This window comes from Oceanobacillus bengalensis (assembly GCF_003628445.1).
GTDB lineage: Bacteria > Bacillota > Bacilli > Bacillales > Amphibacillaceae > Oceanobacillus > Oceanobacillus bengalensis.
Genome location: NZ_RBZO01000018.1, coordinates 14,748 through 36,653, shown reverse-complemented (window position 1 = coordinate 36,653; position 21,906 = coordinate 14,748). Strand labels below are relative to the sequence as shown.

Sequence of the window (21,906 nt, the reverse complement as noted above, 5' to 3'; positions counted from 1 at the left end):
TTTAGGGAAATAAAAGTAAAATGTTGTAAAAATTTAAATTATAAATAATATTAGATTAAATTCGACTAAAATCGATCATTTTCCGTGTGATTTTCCTACTTCATGTCGAAAATGTAGGTAAACATTTTTTCTACATTCGCCCTCAAAACAGGGACTTATGGCACACTCTCAAATGGTGCCTGTCACTTGTCGTTTTTTGTTGTGATTTGTCGAATATGGCTTAGCAAGCACGTGTTGATCCATTCATGTCAGGGATAAGTGATGCAATTTTCTCTGACATTTCACGAACATTACGAGAGGACAGTTTTATTTATTTTTTCGTTTGTAGTAACATATTTATATAAAATAAGAAGAATGTGAAATCGGAGGGTATGGATGATGAAAAAAATAAAAAAGGCGATTATTCCAGCGGCTGGTCTTGGTACAAGGTTTTTACCTGTAACAAAGGCGATGCCGAAAGAGATGCTACCAATCGTTGATAAGCCAACAATTCAGTACATAGTAGAAGAAGCGGTACAATCAGGGATTGAAGATATTATAATTGTAACGGGAAAAGGAAAACGTGCGATTGAAGATCACTTCGACAATAACTTTGAACTTGAGCAAAATTTAATTGACAAGGAGAAATATGAATTACTAAAAAAGGTTAAGCAACCATCAGAAGTAGATATTCATTACATAAGACAAAAAGAGCCAAAAGGGCTTGGGCATGCAGTTTGGTGTGCGCGTAAATTTATTGGCGATGAGCCGTTCGCGGTCCTTTTAGGAGATGACATCGTACAAAGTGACAACCCTGCATTACATCAGTTAATCGAACAATATGAAGAAACAGGGTGTTCTGTTGTCGGTGTGCAGAAAGTTCCTGATGATGAAACATCTAGGTACGGTATTGTTGCCCCTAGTACAAGCGAGGGGAGGCGTTATCAAGTAAGTGATTTTGTTGAAAAGCCAAAAGCTGGAACAGCACCTTCCAATCTAGCCATCATGGGGCGTTATGTATTTACCCCTGAGATTTTCACATTTTTAGATAAACAGGAAATTGGTGCTGGTGGGGAAGTACAGCTGACAGATGCTATCCAGCGGTTAAATAAAGTTGAACAAGTTTATGCCTATGATTTTCATGGGAAACGCTATGATGTTGGGGAAAAACTTGGATTCATTCGCACAAATTTAGAATTTGCATTACAGAATGAGGAAATTGGCGCTGAAGTGAGAAGGATGCTTGAAGAAGTGTTAAAGGAATATGAAAAGATGAAGTAAGGTGACAGGCACCTGTCGAATTTTGAAGGTATTTGTCGAAAGGGTGGGGGCGTGAAAATTAGCATTGAGGTTAACTTGTAGCGAGATTCTGTAGAAGTATGAAGCAAAACATGCAGCGTGATGCTCCCATTAGTAATTGATTTATAGGAATTCAAAAAGGTAAAGAAAACCAAAAGGTAAACAAATTAATGGAATAAAGTGATATATTAATTAAAGAGGGGAATTTCCCTTCTTTCTCTATTTTTGGGTAGGCAAGAAAGCATATAACGAGCTTATCTGTATAGGTGCAGGCTAAGGCTATCGATGAAAAGGCTTGGGCAAGACCTGAGTTTTCGAAAAGGAGTTCATTACATGCGTGTGATTCCTCGAGTGGGATTAAAGCTATCTATATTGATTTATGCAATTTTTCATTTTACTACATATTTTTATGAAAATAATATTCTTATTTTGTTAGTCGCAATTAGTGGAATTAGTTTATTTGTTCTTGCAGCTATCAGGTTAAAACTAAAATACATTAAAATGCCATTTGGACTTATTTTAGTAGGTATAATCGTAATGTTAGCATCAGGGACATCCATGACTGATGGATTGATAAACGGCTTTCTAGAAATGCGGAACATGGTTGGACTCCTCATTATTGTGCCGATGATTAGTTGGGTACTAAATGAAGAACCGTATATTGATTCGATTATGAGTTTTGCCCATAATCTTCTCGATACGAGTCGGAAATTTTATTTCGGTATTGCATCATTCACGCAAATTATTGCATACTTTTTATTGTTTGGTTCCATCTCGATGATGTATCAATTTGTAAATATGATTCTGAAAGATGAACATGGTGAGCCCTGGGAAAATTATAAAGGGACTGCATTGATCAGAGGTTTTGCCCTATCTGTTATGTGGGTAGTGAGTATTCCAAGTTTTGCCTTTGTGGTAGAAATAATGGGTGCTTCCCTTGGATTATCCATATTACAAGGGTTAGTAATCTCTTCTATTGGCATTATGATTGCACTTATCTTCTCTCATTTTGAAGAAAAACGCTACGGTGTCAATTTAACGGCAGGATTACAAACGGAAATTGATGAGGTGCTAAGTCATACGAAAGATAAGAAGCAGATGCACCGGAATGTGATTGAATTTGCTATTCTTTTTATCACTTTGTTTGGTTCCATTCTAATTTTACAAGCATTCTCAAATATTGAACTACTTGTTTTGATTCCTCTTGTTGTTTTCGTATGGATCATTCTATATTTTATTGTAAAAAGAAGGCCGAGAAAGCTGATTTGGGAAGCGAAGAAGTATGTTGATAAAGATATGGAAAAACAAGCATATCAGCTATGCGTCATGCTTGGTGCTGGAGTACTCATCTACGGATTAAACCAAACGGGGTTTGCTGCATTTGTTGTTGATGGGATCTATTCGATGCAGGAAGCTTTTCCGTTTCTAAATGTTTTATATTTCTTGCCGTTTATCGTTATTGTTCTCGGATTCTTTGGGCTTGGGCCTTTAACGGTAATGGTACTGGTAGGGGGAATCTTGGAGACTATTAATCTTCCATACCCTGCAGAGCTCATTGTATTAGCAGTAACCTCGGGAAGTACGATTAGTATTCTATTATCGCCACTTATTATGCCAGTTATAATCCTCAGTAGCATGAACGGGCAGAGTGCACTAAAAAACGGCATTGGCTATAATTGGAAGTTTGCAATTGTGATTTATGTTCTTGCTCAAGTTTGGATTCAGGTTGGGGTTTTCATTGCTTAAAGGTTATTCAATTTTTTAGAGGGAGATAAACAAACATACGTTCTGTTTTCGGCGAAAAAAAGAACAATTTTCTTTTTTATTATTCACTTATTAAAGGAACTTCAACTTAAAGAAAAACAACCATTTTGATAAAATTTTTAACTATTTATTTTTATTTTATCAAATTATTTCTATTTTACTGCTTTAGACTACCACCATATATTAACAATATAAAATAAATGTGATGATAGTCGGAGGGGAGAGCGGTAGTGTTAAAGAAATATAATGAATCATCTTACAAAGAGAGAACGAAAAGATATAGTATAGTTACTGTTTTTATTTGTATTCTGATTTTAAATAAAACTGATTATCCAATTTGGGCTTATGTTGTAACTTTATCAATTCTAATCGGTAGCATTTTATTTAATCTCTTTAAATGGAAAAGCAAGGAAAGTTTAAAGGGCGTATCAAAAAAAGAACCTCTTCGTAATACAATGTTTGCAATAATTGCTTATCTGGTACTGATATATCCCTCTAACCTCTGGTTCAGCATCATTTATTATTCAGTTTGCGTTACAGTTATATTGTATAGTTATTATAATAAGAAAAATGGAAATACAAAAAGCATTAGCAATTAAGCTGATGCTTTTTGATAGATTTAAACCAGAATTCTCTTTTCTCTTAATGCGTACCCGTTTAGGTAGTATATGAATGGTTTTTTATAAATTCTTTTTGCGATAGTTACTCGGTCTACCAACATAGATTTTCCTGTGTTTACATCCGTTACACGGTATTCAGCATACCCGGCATTAGTTGAAACGTTCGTCTATAGTGAAAAAGGTTTTTGCTATGTCATTCGTCTTTTTCTATGTTTACAAAACGTGATATTTCGCTTTATCACCAGCTAATACCGTTAATACTTCCCTAACAACCGTTGTTCCCATGCGATACATGGATTCTTCTGTTGAAGCGCCGATGTGCGGAGTAGGGACAAAGTTTTCCAACTGTATTAATGGATGATCCAATGTTGGCGGCTCCGTTACGAATACATCACTTGCGGCAGCTCGAATTGTTCCATCTTTTAATGCTTGATACAAGTCCGTTTCATTTACCGTTCCACCACGAGAGGTGTTGATTAAAATAGCACTTCTTTTACATAAGCGTAATTCATTCTCTGAAATAATGTTTCTTGTTGTATCTGTTAGTGGAACACTTACATTAATATAATCTGCTTCAGGCAATAGTTCGGCAACAGAATCGTATTTTTTAATTCCTAGGGATGTTGCCTTTTCATTGCTAACAAAAGGGTCATATCCGGTAATATTCATTTGATAACCGTTCCTTAAGATAGCCGCAGCGGTTAAAGCAACATTTCCCATTCCAATGAGGGCAACGGTTTTCCCAACCATTTCGGTCCCTACTAAATCAGCTGGTGCGTTTGTCGTAAGCTTTCCACCTTTTATTCTCTCCACATTCTGAACAATATTTCGAGATGTGGAAGACATAAGTGTCACAATTAACTCAGCAACAGCTTGGAAGTTTGCTGTTGGCGTGTAGACAACGCTCACACCAAGTTCCTTGGCAGCCTCCACATCAATGTTGTCATAACCAATCCCATGTTTCCCGATTACTTTTAAATTCTTTGCCTTTTCAATAATTTCACGGGTTACGGGCTCTGTACGAACGATAATTGCATGAATTTCTTCTATTTGGCTATAGTCTTGCACAATTTCAGCATGACGCCCTACCGTCTCCAATGCTTCAGGATGAATATGCTCATTTAAATAAATCATCATATCGTATCACCGCTTTTCGCAGTGGTTAATTCCATTGTTTCTTTCCCTTCTGGTAAGGCAAAATCAAAGTCACATCCTTCATCTGCTTGAAGAACGTGCCTGCGGTATAACCATTTGTATCCTCGCTTATTCTCTGGGGCAGTTTCAGGGGCATGCCATGCATTTTTTCTCTCTGCAAGCACTTCATCAGAAACAAGTAATGCTAGCTTTCGATTCGCTACATCAAGCTCAATCCAATCACCATCACGTATTAATCCAATTGGGCCACCGACCGCAGCCTCTGGGGCGACATGCAAAATAACCGTACCAAATGCTGTCCCACTCATTCGGCAGTCAGAAAGTCTTACCATATCCCGAACACCCTCTTTTAAAAGTTTCTTAGGGATCGGAATCATTCCCGCCTCTGGCATCCCTGGTGCACCAACTGGCCCTGCGTTTTGCAGCACAAGCACACTGTTTTCATCCACTTCAAGGTCTGGATCATTCACACGTTTTTCCATGTCTTCAAGGGATGTGAAAACAACGGCCTTTCCTTTATGTTTTAAAAACCTTTCATTGACAATTGCCTTTGGTTTGATAACCGATCCATTTGGAGAGAGGTTTCCTTTTAAGACAGCAATGCCACCTTCTTCATATAACGGTGCCTCATAAGGACGAATCACATGATCATAGGTTGGATTACGCCAGGTACTTGCTAAATTATCTTTTAATGTTTCTCCTGTAACTGTTCGCTCATCAAGGTGAAGGAGTGGAGAAAGTTCCTTTAATACAACAGGAACCCCGCCTGCATAGTAAAATTCTTTCATTTGGTATTCTCCAGCCGGCCTTAGATTGGCTAGAAATGGAGTAGTTTTACTTAGTTCATCGAATCGATCTAATGTTAAGTTAATTCCTAGTCTTCTAGCGATTGCAATTAAATGTATGACAGCGTTTGTTGAACCGCCAATTGCCATCAATGTTCGAACAGCATTATCAAAGGCTTTCTCTGTCATTATATCTGATGGCCGAATATCTTTTTCTACCAAATGGACAATTGCTTTTCCAGTTTCTTTCGCAAGACGTAGCCGTTCATTAACTGTTGCTGGTGCAGCGGCAGCACCTGGTAACATCATCCCTAAGGCTTCAGCACATGATGCAATCGTACTTGCCGAGCCCATTACCATACAATGTCCTGCAGTAGGGGCTAATTGTTCATTGATTTCGTTGATTTCCTTTTCATCAACGGTTCCACCTTGATACTCTTGCCAGAAGAAGCGACAGTCAGAGCAAGCACCAAGTGTCTTTCCATTATATTCTCCGTTATCCATTGGCCCACCAGTGAACAGGATTGCAGGCTTATTCGCACTTGCTGCACCCATTAATTGAGCTGGCGCCATTTTGTCACACCCACCGATTAGTACAACACCGTCAATTGGTTGTGCGGTAATCATTTCTTCGGTATCCATTGCCACAAGGTTTCGGTAAAGCATTGTTGTTGGACTTGTAAACATTTCCCCGACAGAAATCGTTGGGAATTCGAGAGGAATACCGCCTGCCATAATGATTCCGTGTTTAATTGCTTGTACCATTGGCTGAACATGGCTATGGCAACGGTTGATTTCACTATATGTATTTGCTATTCCGATAATTGGTTTATTAAAATCCTGCTCGTCATAACCCAAATGCCGTTGAAAAGCCATTTTGATAAAATTACTAAAACCTGCATCACCGTAGGAAGTACTTTTTTTCATGTGGATCTCCTCCTTGTTAAAATTCATCCCATCTTTTGGTGATAGGATGGATGAATGTAATGAATGATTCAATCATAAATGGCTTGCATTCATACTGTCAATAAATAATCAAAATTTTTGGAAGAGGTGTAATACTATAAAGATGATTAAACTTTTCGTAAGTTTTATTGTGCATTTTTGCAATCTATGTAAACTTCGGACTAATTTAATTCAGAATATCTTAAATCGGAGCAAGTCTCGCCGTCCGGGATCGCTCCGGGCGGATGCGGACCTTAGGGCACGGCCTCAGCCCTCCTCGCGGAAAAAACGCCGCTGCGGGGTCTTCGGACACGTGCTATTCCCGCAGGACAAGGAAAGCTTCGTCAGCGTTACATCGCACGAAGAAAATGGCTCTTTATTTTCGAGGAGTCACCGCCCTCCACTCTCCCGGACTGGTGAGGTAGTACAATGCTTTCGACTTTCCATATCGCAGGAGATAATGGTTAGTAACTTAAACTCAGTGGAGGAAACACACGGAGACTCCTACGGGAGGATAGGCCTAGGTGAGACTACGTAGTGCGTTAGCACGAAGAAGGCTCACCAGCCGCCCGTGGAAAGCGAAGTGTGTTTCCGGAACGATGTGTTTTGCACAATACTGAATTAAATAGATCCAAAGTCTATATATTTTGTTAATATCTCTGTATCCCCAAAGTGTATTAATGCGATAAAGTATAGACGTTATAACCTTCCGAATTTACAGATATTATATTGACGCATTAAATCATTGTATGTATAATAAAATCATCAACAGAATAGGAATGAAATGCATGAAAAAAACACAATATCATCAGATGTTAGATGACATGACGAATCGAATCATGGAAGGTACATGGGGTAAGGGGGAGAAAATACCGATTTTACCTGAATTAGCTAGTGAATACAATGTGAGCGTATCGACAGCAAGGGAAGTTTTAAAAGTATTAGAGAGTAGAAGGTATATCACAATTCAACAAGGTAGGGGTACATTTGTATCATCAGAACTACCAGATGAAGAAAAAAGTGTTCCAGCTTCATCCGTTTTTGAACTTCTAAAGTTAATTGAATTTCGAATGATGATTGAACCAACTTATGCTGAAACTGCTGCTAAATTAGCATATCAAAATGAAATAGACGCTATTAGTGATTCAGCTACTAGAATGTCGGAGCTTGTTGAAAGTAACTCGCCAACAATCGATGAGGATTTGAAATTCCATTTACTCATTGCCTATGCAACGCATAATGACCATGCGATACATCTTTATGAGAATTTACAGCCACAATTAACGCGTGGCAGAGCACAATTAAGGCAGGGGAGAGCACATACGAATATTTATGGTATGAAAGAGAGAGCTGCCGATTATCATTTGCTAATCGCTGCTGCTATTAAAGAAAGGGACGGGGTAAAAGCTGCTGAATATATGAAGGGACATATGGCAGTAAGTTATGAACTTGCCCTTTATGAGCTGACAAGTGATCCACCAAAGAAATTCACCTCTAACAAGAAATTTTTCAATGAACCGATCTAAGGATTGTTAGCGTTCACTGTAATACATACTATTCATTGACTTCCAAATTCATATGATACGTTTATAAATGATAGCACTTTCATGATGTGCAATCACTGTATAAGGGGGGATATCATTGCAACTATACGAAATCGAGCAAACATTCAAAGGTGAAAAAGTTACCGATATCAAAGAAACCGTATGGGCAGAATTACAAGCAAATAAGCAACTAAACACACTTCCAGAACAGGCAGAAATTGCGATTACAGCAGGGAGTAGAGGAATCGAGAATATCGTTCTCATTTTAAAAGAAATTGTTTTATACCTAAAAGATAAGAATTATAAGCCATTTATCGTCCCATCGATGGGAAGTCATGGTGGTGCAACTGCCGAGGGGCAAGTAGAAGTACTCCACCACTTGGGGATTACGGAAATATCAATGGGGGTTCCGATACGTTCATCAATGGAAGTGTTGCATTTAGGAACGACTCCTGATGATCTACCTGTCTACATGGATAAAAACGCTTACGAGGCAGATGGAATTATTGTTATCAATCGAGTGAAAGCACACACTGCCTTTCATGGAAAGGTAGAAAGTGGATTAAGTAAAATGGTAACAATCGGATTAGGCAAACAAAAAGGTGCAAGCTTCGTACATACCCAAGGTGCGAATAATATGGAGCACAATATTATGGAAGTTTCGAAATACGCAATAGCACATTCACCAATCTGTATGGGGCTTGCTATTATCGAAAATGGCTATGACCAAACAGCTGTCATTAAAGGTGTCACTGTAAAGGACTGGCATAAACAAGAAGAAGCATTACTGAAACAATCAAAGGATTTCATGCCTTCTTTGCCATTATCAGACCTTGATGTTCTAGTCGTAGAAGAAATGGGGAAAAACTATAGTGGTACTGGGATGGATCCGAATATTATTGGCCGAATGCGAATCGAAGGTGTAGAGGAACCGACAGATATCAATATCGCACGGATTCTTGTTCTAGATTTATCAGAGCCATCACATGGTAATGCACAAGGAATTGGACTGGCTGATTTTACGACGGAGAATTTTATCAATAAGATTGACCGAAAACCTACCTATATGAATGCAATCACAAGCACATTTTTAAGAAGGGTTATGTTTCCAATGCACTATGCAACGGAGGAGGAAGCGCTAGAAGCAGCGATCACGAGCTTGGGGCCAGAAGTAAATCGTGACGAAATTGACTTAATCCAAGTTCCCAATACGCTTCATTTAAGTAGGTTATATATTTCCGAGAGTGCACTAAACAAAATTAATAAAGAAAAAGTAGACTTTAAGATCATTAGAAAGCTAGAATTACAATTCGAAAATGGGGAATTTAGTAATCGATTACTAGCTGCCCATTAAGCGGTACATAAATAGGGGGAGTAGCTTTATGCAAGTAAAGCGGGAGATTTTAACGGACTGGGTGAAAGATATTTTCTGTGGGATGGGAATGGGAGAGAACCAAGCAGCTACCATTTCTAACCACCTTGTATTAGCTAATTTACGCGGGGTAGATTCTCATGGGGTTAGTAAGGTTGATATTTATTCAAAAAGATTAGAGAAAAAAATTGTTAATATGGATTTAACGTATTCCATCGAAAAAGAAACACCTGTAAGTGCCTTGATTGATGGACAAAACAGCATGGGGATTCCACTTGCAACAAAGGGAATGGAATTAGCTACCCGGAAAGCTGTGAAATCAGGTGTTGGTATCGTAGGAGTTAAACATTCCAACCATGGGGGCATGCTTGCTGCTTATACAAGTTATGCAGCGGCCAATGACTGTATTGCATTAGCTACGACAAATGCAGCACCATCCATGGCACCATGGGGTGGGAAAGAAAAATTCTTTGGGACAAATCCAATCTCTTATGGGATACCAACTGGGGAAGAAATGAATATCGTCTTTGATATGGCAACAACCATTGTTGCAAAAGGAAAAATTGTTTTGGCGGAAATGGAAAATCGAAAAATCCCATTAGGCTGGGCAATTACCAAAGATGGCAAGGATACAACCGATCCAAAGGAAGCACTCGAAGGAATGATCCTCCCAAGTGGTGGACCAAAGGGATATGGGATTACTTTCTTCGTTGAGGTCTTATCATCATTATTTACAGGTGCAACATATGGACCGCACATTAGTAATTTATTTCATGATTTCGAGAACAAACAAGATGTCGGACAATTTTTCTTCGTCATGCGTGCTGATTTATTTGAAGACTTGCATGTATTCAAAAACCGGATGGATAAATTAGTGGAAGAAATAAGAAATGTGGACAAGATGGAGAATGTAAGTCGGATTTACCTCCCTGGTGAAATCGAATGGGAGCTTTCTAAGAAGCGGGAACTAGAAGGGATTCCAGTATCTGATGAAGTTATTGGACAATTAAAGGATATTAGCATCAAATATCAGGTCAACATTCCAGAAGGATTAGAGATCACAAACTAATAGTATGAGGAGAGTGGAAGCATGCGTTTAGCTAGTATAAAAGAACATAATGAAAAAGCTGCAATCATTGTTGGTGAGAAAGTTTATTTAGTTGAAAGTGTGAACAAAAAACTTGGAAAAGAATGGAGCACCAATTTATTTAATCTTATCAAAAAGGGCGAGTTAGATAGCTTACGAGATTGGTATCAGGCAGAAGGGAAAAATGAACTGGAAAACGTGGAAGCTTTAAACGGGAATGACGTTACATATGGCCCTCTATATCGTCATCCACGGAAGATTTGGGGAATCGGATTAAACTATGTGGAACATGCATCTGATTTAAGTGAAAAAGCACCAAACACAGAACCAGCAAGTTTTATGAAGCCTGATACGACAATTATTGGACCGAACGATACGATAAACGTGCCGCATCAGTCGGAACGAACAACTGCTGAGTCAGAGCTTGGCATTATTATCGGCAAAGAATGTAAAGATGTTTCTGAAGAAGCTGCAATCAATTATGTTGCGGGCTATACGACAATTATTGATATGACTGCAGAAGATATTTTGCAAAAAAATCCCCGTTACTTAACGCGCTCGAAAAGCTTTGACACGTTTTTTAGTTTTGGACCAGAATTGGTAACGACGGATGAGGTAGAAGATGTGAATGCATTAGAAGTTTCTACTGTTATTAATGGCGAGTTACATCGCAAGAACGTTGTTTCGAATATGACATTTACTCCATGGAATCTCGTATCCTTCCATTCGAAAGTGATGACATTATTACCAGGGGATATTATCTCAACTGGTACCCCAGGCGCGGTCGTTATTCGTGACGGAGATGTTGTTGCATGTGAAATCGATGGGTTTACTACCCTATCAAATACAGTAAAAGATCTAAAAGTAAAATAAGATTGTTTTCATAATGTTTGTTGTTTCTTTGGTCTCGTAGTTGATGTAAACTGCGAAGTAACAATAATTTGGGGAATTTTCTTGAGAGAGCTTATCAAGTTCATTTGAAGAGAATTTTGCTCTATTTTAATCTTGAGAAGGCTTATCAAGTTCATTTGAAGAGAATTTTGCTCAATTTCAATCTTGAGAAGGGTTATCAAGTTCATTTGAAGAGAATTTTGCTCTATTTCAATCTTGAGAAGGGTTATCAAGTTCATTTGAAGCGAATTTTGCTCAATTTTAATCTTGAGAAGGGTTATCAAGTTCATTTCAAGAGAATTTTGCTCAATTTTAATCTTGAGAAGGCTTATCAAGTTCATTTCAAGAGAATCTTGCTCTATTTCAATCTTGAGAAGGCTTATCAAGTTCATTTGAAGAGAATTTTGCTCAATTTCAATCTTGAGAAGGCTTATCAAGTTCATTTGAAGAGAATTTTGCTCTATTTCAATCTTGAGAAGGCTTATCAAGTTCATTTCATGAGAATCTTGCTCTATTTCAATCTTGAGAGAGCTTATCAAGTTCATTTCATGAGGATTTTGCTCTATTTCAATCTTGAGAAGGCTTATCAAGTTCATTTGAAGAGGGTTTTGCTCTATTTCAATCTTGAGAAGGCTTATCAAGTTCATTTGAAGAGGATTTTGCTCTATTTCAATTTTGATAGCTCCGTTGAGTATTGGCATTCATAATTCTTTATTGATCTTGAGAGTACAAACAAGATATTTTTTTAAGTTCGATGTTACCTCGCAGATTATATCTATTGTGTCAAAAGCAACAATCTTTTAGAAAAGAGCCAAAATAAAAAGGAGCGATTACGATGGATTTAGGATTAAAAGGAAAATCAGTCATTATAACGGCAGGTAGTAAAGGGCTAGGAAAAGCATCAGCATTACAATTCGCTGAAGAGGGTGCACATGTACTGATTTCCAGCCGAAATGAAGCAGAATTAGAAAAAACAGTAGCAGAAATTAAAGAACAAACAGGCAATGATAATGTCCGTTATCAAGTGTGTGATATTACTAGCCTTGAGCAAATAAAAGCAGTAGTAGAAACAGCCGTAGAATGGAATGGTACGGTCGATGTACTTATTAACAATGCTGGAGGACCACCAGCAGGGGGATTTGATAAGTTCTCAGATGAGGATTGGCAAAAAGCGTATGAATTAAATCTATTAAGTTTTGTTCGTTTAATTAGAGAAGTATTGCCACATATGCGCGAAACAGGTGCTGGTAGAATTGTTAACTTTGCTTCTTCTTCTATTAAACAAACATTGGATAACTTAATTTTATCAAACACTTTTAGAGCAGGAATTGTCGGTTTAGCGAAGAGTCTATCACAGGAACTGGCGAAAGATAACATTATGATCAATACTGTTGGCCCTGGTCGAATTGCAACAGATAGAGTAGCTGAGCTTGATGAGATCAGAGCAAAAGCAACAGGAGTTTCGTATGAAGAATTAAGAGCGCAAACGGAAAAATCCATCCCGATTGGCAGATATGGCCGTCCAGATGAATTTGCGAAAATGGTAGTTTTTCTATGTTCTGGTGCAAATACGTATGTTACAGGTCAGTCCTTTGTTGTTGATGGTGGGTTGGTTAAGGCTTTATAAAGGTTTAATGGACTTAAGAGCTGATACGAGATTTCGGTATCAGCTCTTTATTATGCCCTAAAAAACGTCATGAAGTAATTCCGATAACCGACATTTAATATACTCATCAGTAAATATACCTAATTTTTTAACAATTGACAAAAAACTGTTGATTCTATATTCGTCATATTATATAATCATATTACAACTTTAGAAAAGCGCTTACATTACACAATAAACGAAATAGGGGGAAAATTCATGAGAAAGTTATTAGCACCGATTTTAATTGTCGTTGCAATCGTTTTAGCTGCATGTGGAGGTGGAGAAGAAGGTAGTGGAGGGACGAAATATCTAACTATCGCTACTGCATCATCTGGCGGTACATACTATCCAATCGGGGTAGGATTGGGTAATCTTTGGACAGAACATATTGATGGGATGAATGCTACAGGTCAATCATCTGCGGGTTCTGTAGAAAATATTGATCTACTCCGAAATGGAGAAGCTGATATGGCTATTTTACAAGGGTTAATTGGTGCACAAGCAGTTGGGGGAACAGGAAACTTTGAAGGAAATGCTTATGAAGATTTACGTTCGATTTCAATGCTTTGGGGAAATGTAGAGCATTTTGTATTAATGAATGACAAAGTAGAAACAGGAACAATTGAAGATATTGCTGGGAATACCTTCTCAGTTGGGCCACAGGCGAGTGGGACAGAGCAGTCTACCCTTATCATGATGGAAGGTGTAGGACTTACGAAAGACGATATTACTCCTGAATACTTAGGTTATGATGATGCTGTTTCTGCTATGCGTGATGGTCGACTAGATGGGGGATCGACACCTGGTGGAACGCCTGTATCAGCAATTATGGATATGTATGCAAGTGGCGTTGATGCACGAGTACTAGATATTACGGATGAGCAACTTGAATCAATCAATAGTATCTACAATACGTGGTACCGCTTTGTCATTCCTAGTGAAACCTATCCTGGTCAGGAAGAAGATATTAATACAATTGCAATGCCTAACTTCCTAGGTGTTCCAGCTGATTTAGATGAAGATATGGTTTATGAATTAACAAAGACGATGTATGAAAATCTAGATCAAGTACATGAAATTCATAATTCGGCAAAAGAAGTTTTACTAGAAACTGCATTAGATGGATTACCAGCGCCACTTCACGTTGGAGCGTACAAATATTTTGAGGAACAAGGTTTAGAAATCCCAGAAGAACTAATTCCAGAAGAAGCGAAGTAATAAGAAAAGCGAAATCGCCGGTTCAGTAACGTACGGACTGCACGCATATAAGTAGGTTGGAGGTGATACCCTCCAGCCTTTACACGATAAAATTTTGTTAGAAATGAAGGTGAAAACAATGCTATTTAAAAAGAAGACAGCAGATGACAGCCAAAATATAGATTTGGATAAAGAAGGTGGCGGGGGCGGTAGGCAGTTAATAGGAAAGCAAGCAACAATTGTTGCAGCCTTTGCCTTAGGTTTATCGATATTCTCTATTTATGTGAATAGTTTTATGAACATTCAAGAGATTTATCGTAATATCATATTTCTAGGTTTCATCTTCGTATTGGGTTTCTTCTTACATCCAGCAACGAAGAAAGGAAACAAAGAAAAATTTTCTTATGTTGATGTTGCCCTAGTATTAGCTGGGTTGTCAGGGGTTATTTATATACTTATTAATTACTCTGTCATTCATAATGTGAGAATGTCGCAGCCAATTGTGATAGATTATGTGTTTGCGATTATTACACTAATTGTTTTATTAGAGGTTGCTAGAAGAAGTATAGGTATTTTTATTCCAATTCTCTCGCTTTTAGCAATTGTATACGCATTGTTCGGACCATATTTTCCAGGGGTATTCGGTCATGCAGGATTTACACTAGAACGGTTATTATTCCGTTTTTATATGACGACAGAAGGTATCTTTGGAATGACCTTCTCCATTGCAACCACTTATATCATCCTCTTTATCCTATTTGGGGCTTTCCTAAATGCGAGTGGAGCAACAAAATTATTTAATGACCTTGCCATTGCGATTGCTGGACAACGTCGTGGTGGACCAGCTCAAGTAGCGGTTATATCGAGTGCTTTAACAGGCTCTTTAAGCGGAAGTGCGGTTGCCAACGTTGCAACAACAGGTACATTTACCATTCCATTAATGAAAGGTCTAGGATTGAAACCTCGATTTGCAGGTGCGGTTGAAGCAGCAGCATCCACAGGCGGAATGATCATGCCACCAATCATGGGGGCAGCAGCATTCATTATGGCCGGGTTTCTAGGTGTTAGCTATAACGTCATTATTATTGCAGCAATTATTCCCGCACTTCTTTATTATGCTGGTCTAATTATTGCAATTGATATTGAAGCGAAAAAGCAAGGACTTAAAGGAATGAGCAAAGATTCGATTCCTCAAGTATGGGCTGTGCTTAAAGAAGGCGGAATTTTACTTGTACCACTTGTCATTGTAATCGGTACGTTGTTATCAGGAAGAACGCCTATTGCTGCTGGATTCGCAGGTATTGCCGCTGCAATTATTGCAAGCTGGTTGACAAAGGATAAAGAAAACCGAATTACCATTATGAAAGCAGGGAAAGCGCTTATTGATGGTGCTAAAGGAACCATTCAAGTAGCTGTTGCCTGTGCTTCTGTAGGGATTCTTATTGCAGTTGTTACGATGACTGGTCTTGGATCAACACTAGCATATAACATTATTGAATTATCAGGTGGCGTGTTAGCGATTATCTTAGTTCTTGTAATGATCACTTGTATCATTTTGAGTATGGGTCTACCTTCAACTGCACTTTACATTGTCGTAGCAGTAACTGCTGCACCAGCATTGGTAGAAGCGGGTGTAAACCCAGTTGCAGCACATTTCTTCGTGTTCTGGTTTGGTGCATTATCTAATATTACACCACCTGTAGCACTTGCAGCATACACTGCTGCAGGAATATCTGGTTCAGATCCGATGAAGACATCATGGACCGCACTGAAATTATGTTTACCAGGATTTCTCATACCGTTTATGATTGCTTATAACCCAATTATGGTTATGCAAACGGAAACAGGAGAGGTTGCATCCTTCTTAGATGGTATAGTGGTGTTTATCACAGCATTATTAGGTGTATTTGCACTATCAATTGCAGTTTTTAATTTCTTTAGAGTGAAGCTCAATATTATTGAAAGAATTGGATTCTTCTCCATTGCATTCCTATTAATTAAACCAGGTCTTTTAACAGATACGATTGGTTTAGTCATCGGTATTTTACTACTTGCATGGCATATTATTCGTTCTAAGAAAGTGGGAGCTATTGCCGCGCAAGAGACTGAGGCAAGTTAAATGTTAGTTTACCTAGGGGGTGTCTTTATTGCAGATTCAAAGAAAAAAAGTGTCCGAATTAGTACGTGAAGAAATCATTTCATTAATTAAATCTGGTGAAATACCTCCTAACAGTAAGCTTCCAACCGAAAACGAACTCGCTAAAAGATTTGGTGTAAGTCGCGTTCCACTAAGAGAAGCATTAAGTGTGTTAGAAGCAAGTGGGGTTATTGAGTCGAAACAAGGTGGCGGTAGCTGGGTCAGGGAAGTAAACTTAGCTACAATGCTTGATCCCGTTCAATTTGAAATGGTTGATGTTAGGCAGGTGCAAGATTTACTAGAAATGCGAACGATTGTAGAATCAGAAGCTGCATATCTTGCAGCAAACAGACGAAAAGAGAAGGATCTTACCTATTTAAAAACGAGTTTGGATGCTTTTAAAAAGGTGATGAATGACGAGCAGGCAGTAGGATATGAAGCAGATTATGTATTCCACATTGCATTGGTGAAAGCGGCATATAATCCGTTTTTAACACAAACAATGGATCACCTGTCTGATCTTCATCAACGCGCACTAAAGTTTTCTTTAGAAAAAAATCTCGGTTGGACAGCAAAACGAAAAGAAGTGTATTTAGAACATGAGAAAATATATGAAGCAATTAAAGAAAGGGATGGGGCGGCAGCAAGAAATGCCGTTATTAACCATTTAACCAATGCACGAATCAAACTACATGATAAAAGAGTGATGAAAAAAGATGGGAATGAGGGCAACGATGGAAATTAAAAATATATTTTGTATTGGACGCAATTATAAGGATCATGCTTTAGAACTAGGGAATGATGTGCCAGATACGCCGATGGTATTTTCTAAACCAACTCATGCACTTGTTAAAGGGGATGGAAGTGTTATTTCTTATCCGAATGATCAGGGGGATATACATCATGAATTAGAGCTTGTCCTTTACATTGGTAACGATGTAGAAGAAGGTTTTAAGGTTGATGATGTTGTTACAAACATGGCATTAGGAATTGACTTTACATTAAGGGATGTTCAATCCGTACAGAAAAAGAAGGGACATCCATGGCTTATTGCAAAAGGATTTAAAAATTCTGCAGTAATTACGGACTTTTGGGATTTTCCAGGAGTTGAAACGTGTAAAGAAACAGACTTCTCGCTCCTTTGTAATGAGGAAACAGTCCAGCATGGCAATATACAATCTGTGATTTTTGACTTTCAAACGATTTTAGAATATATTCACGAGAAATTTGGTTTAGGTAAGGGGGATATTATCTACACAGGTACACCAGAGGGCGTTCAAGCGATCACTGATAAGGATGAATATGTGCTGAAATGGGGAAATGAAGTGAAGGGAAGTTTCACGGTAAGTAAAATATAAGCGAGCATTTACTTAAGGAAAGATACAATTAGTCACTATTTATATAAAGTGTAGACATATTTAATTCAGAATAGTCCTAAAGACGTCGTTCCGGAAAGACACTTCGCTTTTCGCGGGCGGCTGGTGAGCCTCCTCCGTGCTAACGCACTTCGTAGTCTCACCTAGGCCTGTCCTCCCGCAGAAGTCTACGTGTCTTTCCTCCACTCAGATCCTGCTCTACTTGTATGTAGACTAGATATCTAAGTGATATGAGAAATATTATAAACGTAACTTAAAAGGCTAAAGCTATCAGAAAATCTATCTTAGCGTAGGCAGAATACGAAGACTCCTCGAAAATAAAGAACAATTTTCTTCGTGCGATGTGTTGCTGTCGAAGCATTCCTTGTCCTACGGGAACAACACGTGTCCGAAGACCAGGAAGAAGCGTTATTGGCATCACGAGTGGGCTCGTGCCGTTCCCGTGGAAAGCGAAGTATTCTGTCGGAGCGAAAGACAGCGCATAACATTAATAAGTGAAAGCGAGAGCTACAAAATTCTGAATTAAATAAGTCCAAAATGAAATGAATAAGAAATAAACTTTTCAAAAAAGTCTAAGGAAAAAGAAACAAATGATATTGTTTCTTTTTCTTAAAATTATTCTGGACTGTCCACTATGCCACTAGACAGATGGGAGGGGTAACGTTGGGTTTTAAACCAATTGGGAAGCGTAAAAGAATCTATCAAACAATTATCGGACAAATTAAAGAGTCGATTGCAGATGGAAGTCTTAAGCCAGGCGAAAAACTACCATCTGAAAGGGCCTTAGCAGAGCAATTCGCTGTTTCAAGAACATCGGTAAAAGAGGCAGTTACCGTTCTTGAATCATCAGGTATTATCACTGTTCGTGCAGGGGTCGGGATGTTCTTAAATGAAGTCACACAACATGATTTATTACATAAATTTTCCCAAATAATGGACGAAAAAGGGTCCGACTTTATCGACCTTATTGAGCTCAGACAAGCAATTGAAGGAGATGCCGCTTACCATGCGGCATGTCGAATGACAACGGAACAAAAAATGAAATTAACGAATATTTATCATCAGCTCCTTGAAGTTGAAATGAAAGGGATGATTGCACTTGAAGAGGATTATGCATTTCATTATGCAATTGTAGAATCCTCCTGTAATCCAGTCATGTTAGACATGATCAACTTAGTTTCAGATAAGATAATGGCTAATTTAAAAGAGAGTAGACAGCATTCGATTAAAGATAAGGATTTAAATCAACAAGTAATGAAGGAACACGAAAATATCTTTACAGCGATAATAGAAAAAAATCCAGAGGCAGCCAGAAAGGCCATGTGGGAGCATCATCAGAAAATTAAGGAACGGCATGTGCAAAGTCGTTTAACGAGAATGGGGGAAGGGATTTGAATCAAGAAAGGTTAGCAGGGCTACTAAAGAATATTGTCGTGGAAGAGAAAAGAATTCTTACGGATAAAGTAGATTTATATAGTTATTCATTTGATGCATCATTCGGTGTTCACCTTCCAGATATTGTCGTCCAACCAAAGCAGACAAATGAAGTAGCGGCGATTATGAAACTCGCAAATGAACAGGCAATTCCTGTGTATCCACGTGGGCAAGGAACGAGTTTAAGTGGTGGGCCACTACCAGTTAATGGGGGTATCGTACTTGATCTATCGAAATGGGATGAGAAGTTAGATGTCGATCATGAGGATATGGTTGCTGTCGTTTCACCTGGAGTGTTGACAGCAGATATTAATGATGCCGCATTGAAATTTGGCTTAATCTATCCACCAGATCCAAGTAGCTCGAATGTATCGACAATTGGTGGTAATTTAGCAGAGAACTCAGGAGGACCTAGGGGCTTGAAATATGGCGTAACCAAGGATTATGTCATTGGACTTGAAGTCGTTACACCTGAAGGGGAAATTATCCGTACTGGCGGTAGAACGGTGAAAAATGTGACCGGATATGACCTAACAAAACTCATCGTTGGGTCAGAAGGGACGCTTGGCATCATCACAGAAGCGACACTTCGATTATTTCCGAAACCACAAGCAACGAAAACAATGATGGCCGTATTTGATGATATTGTCGACTCAGGCCGTGCAATCACTAGAATTTTAAGCTCGGGAATTTTGCCGTCTAAGTTAGAAATTATGGATAATGGCACAATTGTGGCAGTGGAAGAATATGAACCACTCGGATTACCAACAGATGCAGAAGCACTACTTTTAATAGAATTAGATGGACATCCAGTTGCAATTGAGGATGAGATACAGCGGGTTGAAACGGTATGCAAAGAGTCAGCAGCGAGAGATGTGCGTGTTGCGAATACGAGTGAGGAGGCAGCAGAATTATGGCGAGCGCGAAAGCTTGTTTCCCCTGCGATTGTACGTGAAAAACCAACAAAAATCTCAGAAGATGCAACTGTTCCGAGAAGTCAGATTCCTGCAATGTTCAAACGACTAAGGGAAATACGTGAAAAGTTTAAAGTTGATCTTGTTGTTTTCGGCCATGCAGGAGATGGAAACTTACATCCAAATATTATTGCTGATAAACGCGATGAGGAAGAAATGCGCCGTGTTGAGCAAGCAGTAGAAGAAATATTTGAGGCTGCAATCGAACTTGGTGGTACGTTATCAGGTGAACACGGAATCGGTACATTGAAAGCGCCATTTATGGAAATGGAACTTGGAGAAGTTGGCCTAGATATGATGAAGCGAATCAAAGAAAGCTGGGATCCGAATAACATTTTAAATCCTGGAAAAATCTTTCCAAAACCTGGTCAAAGGTTGGTGTTAACAAATGGCTGAACTAGCATACGAAGAAACATTTGATTGTGTCCAATGTGGTTATTGCTTACCTGCATGTCCTACTTATTTAACGATGGGCAAAGAAACACATTCCCCAAGAGGGCGCATTAATTTAGTGAAAATGGCTGCGGAAGGTCATATTTCCTACTCGGAATTAGAAGGGCCAATCAATTTATGTCTAGGGTGTCGCGCATGTGAAGTTGTATGCCCAACGAATGTGCAATACGGTAAAATCCTTGAATCAGCAAAGGAAGTGATTCAAGAGGATAAGAAAAAGCGGATTACAAAACGAGCAAAGCTATTCCAGGAGTTTGTCTTTGATAAAGCAATTCCAAATAAGAAAATGCTCCATACAGCTGGTGGTGGAATTGCGCTATACCAGAAGTCAGGCCTACAAAAGGTAGCAAGAAAAACAAAGGCACTGAACATTTTACCTGAAAACTTACGTGCATTTGAGAAGGTTTTGCCCAATGTGGAGGGGTTAATAGAAAGGAATAAACGTGGGGAGCATTATCCAGCAGAACTAAAACCTGCATTTCGAATCGGCTTTTTCACGGGATGTGTGATGGATACGATGTTTTCTTCGATTAATACACAAAGTATTAAGTTGCTACAACGTGCAGGTTGTGATGTGACAGTAATTAAAGAACAGACCTGTTGTGGAGCCCTGCAAAACCATAGTGGTGAAACTGAAATCACGAAAAAGTTAGCGAAAGAAAACATCCGAGCATTCGAAAAATATGAATTTGATTATATTGTTAACAGCATTGGTGGCTGTGGTGCTCAACTTGTTGAATATGATAAACTATTTGAAAATGACGCAGAGTGGGCAGACCGTGCGAAGCGCTTTGCGGAAAAGAATGTGGATATAAGTGTCATCCTTGGACAGTTACGTTTAGAGTTTGAGAAGGAAATGAATAAAGTAGTAACCTATCAACCGTCATGTCACATGTCAAATGTACAGAAGCGGGTGAATGAACCGCTTAATCTATTAAAATCGATACCAGGTATTACGTATTTGGAACTTCCGAACAAAGACATGTGCTGTGGGTCTGCTGGAATCTATAACATTGTTAACTACGAGGAATCAATGGATGTCCTTGATGAGAAAATGAAACATGTTGGAAAGGTTTCTCCTGAAATGATTGTCACGACAAACCCTGGTTGCCACCTGCAAATGAAGCTTGGTGTCGAGAAAGAAGGACTATCTGATCGAATAGAGGTTGTTCATATTGTTGAATTGTTGGCGGAGGCTTGTGGGGTTGGGAAGTAGATGAATAAATACGTTTCTATCCATTAAGGT

The 21,906-nt window shown here is 38.7% G+C and carries 17 protein-coding genes; 14 read left to right on the top strand and 3 right to left on the bottom strand.

All coding sequences use genetic code 11. The features are described from left to right. Positions 1 to 378: 378 nt before the first annotated feature. The gene (galU, locus tag D8M05_RS12025; RefSeq protein ID WP_121132182.1) at positions 379 to 1,260 is read left to right on the top strand and encodes a UTP--glucose-1-phosphate uridylyltransferase GalU; all 882 of its coding nucleotides are present in this window, start codon (positions 379 to 381) and stop codon (positions 1,258 to 1,260) included. A gap of 351 nt (positions 1,261 to 1,611) precedes the next feature. Beyond that, positions 1,612 to 3,024, top strand: coding sequence for a hypothetical protein (locus D8M05_RS12020; RefSeq protein WP_121132104.1), 1,413 nt, complete (start codon positions 1,612 to 1,614; stop codon positions 3,022 to 3,024). An 851-nt stretch (positions 3,025 to 3,875) separates the two neighbouring features. Here the strand turns inward: D8M05_RS12020 and D8M05_RS12010 are convergent. Both D8M05_RS12010 and D8M05_RS12005 read right to left on the bottom strand, forming a co-directional pair. Then, positions 3,876 to 4,799 (bottom strand): hydroxyacid dehydrogenase, encoded by a 924-nt coding sequence (locus D8M05_RS12010; protein ID WP_121132100.1) that lies wholly within the window; start codon positions 4,797 to 4,799, stop codon positions 3,876 to 3,878. Beyond that, positions 4,796 to 6,556, bottom strand: coding sequence for an IlvD/Edd family dehydratase (locus D8M05_RS12005; protein ID WP_121132098.1), 1,761 nt, complete (start codon positions 6,554 to 6,556; stop codon positions 4,796 to 4,798). The genes D8M05_RS12010 and D8M05_RS12005 overlap by 4 nt, the downstream gene beginning before the upstream one ends. A 779-nt stretch (positions 6,557 to 7,335) precedes the next feature. On the opposite strand from D8M05_RS12005, the gene D8M05_RS12000 reads away from it, so the two are divergent. The 4 genes from D8M05_RS12000 (at position 7,336) to D8M05_RS11985 (ending at position 11,423) form a co-directional block, all read left to right on the top strand. Next, the gene (locus D8M05_RS12000) at positions 7,336 to 8,073 is read left to right on the top strand and encodes a FadR/GntR family transcriptional regulator (protein ID WP_183072787.1); all 738 of its coding nucleotides are present in this window, start codon (positions 7,336 to 7,338) and stop codon (positions 8,071 to 8,073) included. A 115-nt stretch (positions 8,074 to 8,188) separates the two neighbouring features. Then, complete coding sequence (locus tag D8M05_RS11995) at positions 8,189 to 9,445, top strand: nickel pincer cofactor-dependent isomerase, group 22 (protein ID WP_183072786.1); 1,257 nt, start codon at positions 8,189 to 8,191, stop codon at positions 9,443 to 9,445. Between the two features lie 28 nt (positions 9,446 to 9,473). Then, entirely contained in the window at positions 9,474 to 10,532 is a 1,059-nt protein-coding gene (locus D8M05_RS11990; RefSeq protein WP_121132092.1) for an Ldh family oxidoreductase, read from the top strand. Between the two features lie 21 nt (positions 10,533 to 10,553). Next, positions 10,554 to 11,423: a fumarylacetoacetate hydrolase family protein gene (locus tag D8M05_RS11985; RefSeq protein WP_121132090.1), complete on the top strand. Its 870-nt coding sequence runs from the start codon at positions 10,554 to 10,556 to the stop codon at positions 11,421 to 11,423. Positions 11,424 to 11,431: 8 nt separating this feature from the next. Here D8M05_RS11985 and D8M05_RS11980 read toward each other — a convergent pair whose 3' ends face one another. Continuing rightward, positions 11,432 to 12,142 carry a hypothetical protein gene (locus tag D8M05_RS11980; RefSeq protein ID WP_121132088.1) on the bottom strand — a complete coding sequence of 237 codons (711 nt, stop codon included), beginning with the start codon at positions 12,140 to 12,142 and terminating at the stop codon, positions 11,432 to 11,434. A gap of 134 nt (positions 12,143 to 12,276) precedes the next feature. On the opposite strand from D8M05_RS11980, the gene D8M05_RS11975 reads away from it, so the two are divergent. The 8 genes from D8M05_RS11975 (at position 12,277) to D8M05_RS11940 (ending at position 21,876) form a co-directional block, all read left to right on the top strand. Next, entirely contained in the window at positions 12,277 to 13,068 is a 792-nt protein-coding gene (locus D8M05_RS11975; RefSeq protein ID WP_121132086.1) for an SDR family oxidoreductase, read from the top strand. 237 nt (positions 13,069 to 13,305) lie between these two features. After that, positions 13,306 to 14,307 carry a TAXI family TRAP transporter solute-binding subunit gene (locus tag D8M05_RS11970; protein ID WP_121132084.1) on the top strand — a complete coding sequence of 334 codons (1,002 nt, stop codon included), beginning with the start codon at positions 13,306 to 13,308 and terminating at the stop codon, positions 14,305 to 14,307. A 118-nt stretch (positions 14,308 to 14,425) separates the two neighbouring features. Further along, entirely contained in the window at positions 14,426 to 16,405 is a 1,980-nt protein-coding gene (locus D8M05_RS11965) for a TRAP transporter permease (RefSeq protein ID WP_121132180.1), read from the top strand. 28 nt (positions 16,406 to 16,433) lie between these two features. Beyond that, the gene (locus tag D8M05_RS11960; protein WP_121132083.1) at positions 16,434 to 17,168 is read left to right on the top strand and encodes a FadR/GntR family transcriptional regulator; all 735 of its coding nucleotides are present in this window, start codon (positions 16,434 to 16,436) and stop codon (positions 17,166 to 17,168) included. Further along, positions 17,158 to 17,781, top strand: a complete 624-nt coding sequence (locus D8M05_RS11955) for a fumarylacetoacetate hydrolase family protein (protein ID WP_121132081.1) — start codon at positions 17,158 to 17,160, stop codon at positions 17,779 to 17,781. Before D8M05_RS11960 ends, D8M05_RS11955 begins: the two co-directional genes overlap by 11 nt. A gap of 681 nt (positions 17,782 to 18,462) precedes the next feature. Then, positions 18,463 to 19,194, top strand: a complete 732-nt coding sequence (locus D8M05_RS11950; protein WP_121132079.1) for a FadR/GntR family transcriptional regulator — start codon at positions 18,463 to 18,465, stop codon at positions 19,192 to 19,194. Next, entirely contained in the window at positions 19,191 to 20,603 is a 1,413-nt protein-coding gene (locus D8M05_RS11945; protein WP_121132077.1) for an FAD-binding oxidoreductase, read from the top strand. Before D8M05_RS11950 ends, D8M05_RS11945 begins: the two co-directional genes overlap by 4 nt. Then, complete coding sequence (locus tag D8M05_RS11940) at positions 20,596 to 21,876, top strand: (Fe-S)-binding protein (protein ID WP_121132075.1); 1,281 nt, start codon at positions 20,596 to 20,598, stop codon at positions 21,874 to 21,876. Before D8M05_RS11945 ends, D8M05_RS11940 begins: the two co-directional genes overlap by 8 nt. Positions 21,877 to 21,906 lie beyond the last annotated feature (30 nt).